Genomic DNA, 3,815 nt, shown 5'->3' with positions numbered 1-3,815 from the left:
CCGGCACCTGGAATCGACGACTCCGGAGATCGAGACCTATGGCTTTGCGGGATTCTTCGGCATGCCGATCGAGTATGTGCGGTTGGGAGAGCAACACGGCGACGACAACGTGCCGGCGTTGATTCGACCGAGTTTCAAGCTGCACGAGGGCTTGGCCGATGGCGATGCCCGATGCGAAGTCGAACTCCGCGTCGCGCGACAACGTGAAGGGTTGTGGGGCAAGCTTTGGCGCGGCTTCCAAAAATCCGCCGTCGGATGCTTTTCATTCGTCGAAACGACCGGGCTGTTGTATTCGGCAAAGTTATGGACCAACTCAGCCATACGTTTCGATCGCAACCATGCCGAACCGCCGACCCACGCGTCGGACACCTCCATCGGGCCGACGCTCCGCGGGCTCAATCGTCAGGGTTGGACGACATCGCGTCAGGCGGACTTGGCCGAGTCGATGCTTCGCAATCTCGGTTTGGTCGATGGCTTTGCACGACTGGTGGTGCTGTGTGCCCATGGCAGCCAAACGAAAAACAATCCGCTGGCCGCCGGCTTGGACTGCGGTGCCTGTGGCGGGCACTCGGGCGAACCGAACGCGCGATTCGCAGCGCTGCTGCTGAATCAACCGTTCGTCCGTGAACGGTTGGCCGAACGCGGAATCGTGATCCCCGACGACACGCTGTTTTTGGCGGCGCTGCACAACACGACGACCGATCGCATCGATTGCTTTGATCTTCATGGCGTGCCGGCGTCGCACCGCGGTGACGTCCAGGAATTGATTGATCAGACCCGAATTGCCTCGGCAAAGACACGCGGGGAACGAACGCCGCTCGTCGGTGCACGTTCGTCGTCCGACGTGATCCGTCGCGCGTTCGATTGGTCCGAAGTCCGACCCGAATGGGGATTGGCCGGCAACGCAGCCTTCGTGATCGGTCCCCGCGAGCTGACCCAAAACATGAACCTTGACGGTCGTGCGTTCTTACACAGCTACAACGCGGCGGCGGATGAAGACGGCGCGGTGCTGGAGAACATCATGACGGCGCCGATGGTGGTCGCTCACTGGATCAACATGCAGTACTACGCTTCAACGGTCGACAACCATCACTTCGGCAGCGGCGACAAAACGATCCACAACGTCGTCGGCGGGTTTGGCATCCTGTCCGGCGGAGGCGGCGATTTGATGACCGGCTTGCCGACGCAATCGATTCACGACGGCAAGCAGTTTCAACACCAGCCGATGCGATTGCAAGTCGTCATCGCAGCCCCACGCGAATCGATCGATCGCGTCCTTGAAAAACATCCACACCTCAAGGAACTGATCGACAACCAATGGATGCACTTGACCGCGATCGACGGCGGCGAGTGTTACCGATATGCCCGAACGGATTGGTGCCGCATCCTCGGCAACGCCGTGGCGACCGGCTCCACCTCTTGATCCCCAAAACCGATTGATCTTCCCATTGTCACTTGAAACGAAAAGGAACCAACCATGTCTCTACTTGCCAATCCACCCGTCCATCACGCGTCGTCCAAGCACGTGTCCCAAGGCAGCGACGCCACATGCTTCTCCAGTCACTCGATCGATCGTTTGCAACAGGCGATCATGGAAGACGAATCGACGATCGATTGGTTGCTGGTTTCGCACGATGACCCGGATCTCCACAGCCGACTGGCCAAGGCCGCCGCGATGGAATCGAGCGGCATGTTAACAATGCACCAGTCGCAGTGGGAGTTTCAATCCGGTGACATGGCGTCGCTGCTCGATTGCGCGGTGGCCTCATGCGGTGTGCAGCGTCTGTGGCTGGTGGGTCACTCCGAGGGTTGCGACGACGGCCCGGCCGACGACTCCGGCCAGAGCGAAACAGGCCATCCACTGGTCGGAGCGGCACGATCGATGCTGAACAAGGCGAGTCGTGCCAAAGACGATTTTGCGTCCAAGGTGAAATCACTCCATCAGCATCCGGCGGTCCAACAAGCCGTCCACGACGGAGACTTGCGGGTGCACGCGTTGTTCTACTTGGCGCACTGCAAGACCTTCCTGATGTACAACCCCGCGACGGATGAGTTTCGTCCGCTGGCTTGACGCCGCGACGTGAACATCAACCGAGGCGTCCGCGCGCCGGCGTGAATCGGCCATTATCGAACGAGGATCAGCCGATTGCCGCAAGCGGCCTGTCGGCTCGCTCGACAGGACGGCCGGAATGCGAGATAACTGTTGTCCGCCGACGCCCGGTTTTTGTTTTGATTGCCTTGATTGTTTGGACCAAGCCGTTGAACGACTCGCGACAGATCAGCTACCGAATTCTCGATGCGTCGGCGAATCGGGCGGCCGAGGGGATTCGCACGATCGAAGAGTTTGCCCGCTTCGGTCTGGAGGATTCCGACAGCGCCGGTGCGGCGAAGGCATTGCGTCACGAACTCGCCGCGGCGCTGTCGCGGTTGAACCGCACGGAATTGCTCACCGCCCGCGATACCGACGCCGATGTCGGCACCACGCTGCAAACCGCGGCCGAGTACTCTCGGACGGAGATTGCCGATGTGATCACCGCTGCGACCGAGCGGGTGCAACAATCGTTGCGGGTCCTGGAAGAGTACGGAAAAACGATCGACGTTGACTTTGCTCGGCGGATCGAATCGCTGCGTTATCGGGCCTACACGCATCATCGTCGCATCGAACTTCAGGCGATGGCCCATCGCAGAACACGCCGACTGGCCGACGCGGTGCTGTATCTGTTGATCGATTGCGGTTCGTCCGAATCAATGTTTGTCGAAACGATCCGGTCGTTGTCCCAAGCCGGTGTCGATGTCTTTCAGTTACGCGATAAACAGGCTTCCGATCGCGAGCTCTTTGAGCGGGCTAAAGTGGGCGCCGCGATTGCCAAGGATTGCGATGCGTTGTTTATCGTCAATGACCGTGCCGACATTGCATTGTCAGCAGACGCCGATGGCGTTCACGTCGGACAAGACGAGTTGCCCGCGACCATGGCGCGACGTGTGCTCGGCGGCGGGCGTCTGATCGGTGTGTCGACGCACGACATCGCCCAGGTTCATCAAGCGATCGCCGACGGTGCGGACTACATCGGATGTGGACCGACATTTCCCAGCACCACGAAGTCCTTTGATGCCCACGCCGGGACGGCGTTTTTAGAACAGGTGCATGCGGAAACCCGTCAAACGCCTCGACCCGCGTTCGCGATCGGCGGCATCAACGCCCAGAACCTCGATCAGGTGACCGCGTGCGGGTTTCACCGAATCGCCGTCACCGCCGCGATCAACGACGCCGATGATCCGGCGGCCGCGGCGAGGGCATTGCGGCGTGGGTTGGACGCGTCAGCGGAATAGATTTCCGAGCTGGTCAAACGGTCAACGCCGTTCAATCGATGGTTCAGCCGGTGGCCACGCCGACGTGCACGGGTTTCCAATCGACGACGTGAATTTCAACGCGGCGGAAGCCACGAAACTCGTTGATCACCGGACGATAGGCGATTTGAATCGGTCCGTCACAGGCGTTGAGTTCATCGCACCAATCGCCGGCGCCAAACGCGACGCCGCGGACGGTCTTGCCGCCTTGATCCAGCCGCACCGTCAGATGGCGATCGCCACTGCCCATCCGACGGGCCGGTTCGGCCAGCGTGACGTTCTGGCAGAGCAGCGTGGGGCGCGGGTTGCCCGCACCGAAGGGCTCAAGGGTTTCGATTTGCTTGATCGTGTTCAGATTCAATTGGCCGAACGACGCTTCGGCATCGATCACAATCTCCGGTTCGATTTCACCGGCCGTCCATTGTTCGGAAATCGCTTCGCAAAAGTCTTCGCGGAACCCATCGATT

3 protein-coding genes and 1 pseudogene are annotated in these 3,815 nt (G+C 60.3%); 3 read left to right on the top strand and 1 reads right to left on the bottom strand.

Annotated features, from left to right (window positions below):
- From ABX749_RS25350 to ABX749_RS25340, 3 genes are all read left to right on the top strand, one after another.
- A partial coding sequence (locus ABX749_RS25350) for a putative inorganic carbon transporter subunit DabA (protein WP_372898462.1) occupies window positions 1-1,423 on the top strand: 1,423 nt, incomplete at its 5' end.
- A gap of 54 nt (window positions 1,424-1,477) precedes the next feature.
- Complete coding sequence (locus ABX749_RS25345; protein WP_372898461.1) at window positions 1,478-2,071, top strand: hypothetical protein; 594 nt, start codon at window positions 1,478-1,480, stop codon at window positions 2,069-2,071.
- Between the two features lie 188 nt (window positions 2,072-2,259).
- Entirely contained in the window at window positions 2,260-3,330 is a 1,071-nt protein-coding gene (locus ABX749_RS25340; RefSeq protein WP_372898460.1) for a thiamine phosphate synthase, read from the top strand.
- A gap of 43 nt (window positions 3,331-3,373) precedes the next feature.
- On the opposite strand, the pseudogene ABX749_RS25335 reads toward ABX749_RS25340, so the two are convergent.
- Window positions 3,374-3,815, bottom strand: a pseudogene (locus tag ABX749_RS25335) (single-stranded-DNA-specific exonuclease RecJ); the annotation flags it as partial.

Origin of the sequence: Stieleria sp. (assembly GCF_041595215.1) — a bacterium.
Classification (GTDB): Bacteria; Planctomycetota; Planctomycetia; order Pirellulales; family Pirellulaceae; genus Stieleria; species Stieleria magnilauensis.
Note: the sequence above shows the minus strand (reverse complement) of the source record. Positions and strands in the feature narration are given on the sequence as shown.

Coding starts and splice junctions, on each gene's coding strand:
- ABX749_RS25345 (WP_372898461.1), top strand. CDS start 1,478: ATGTCTCTACTTGCCAATCCACCCGTCCATCACGCGTCGTCCAAGCAC.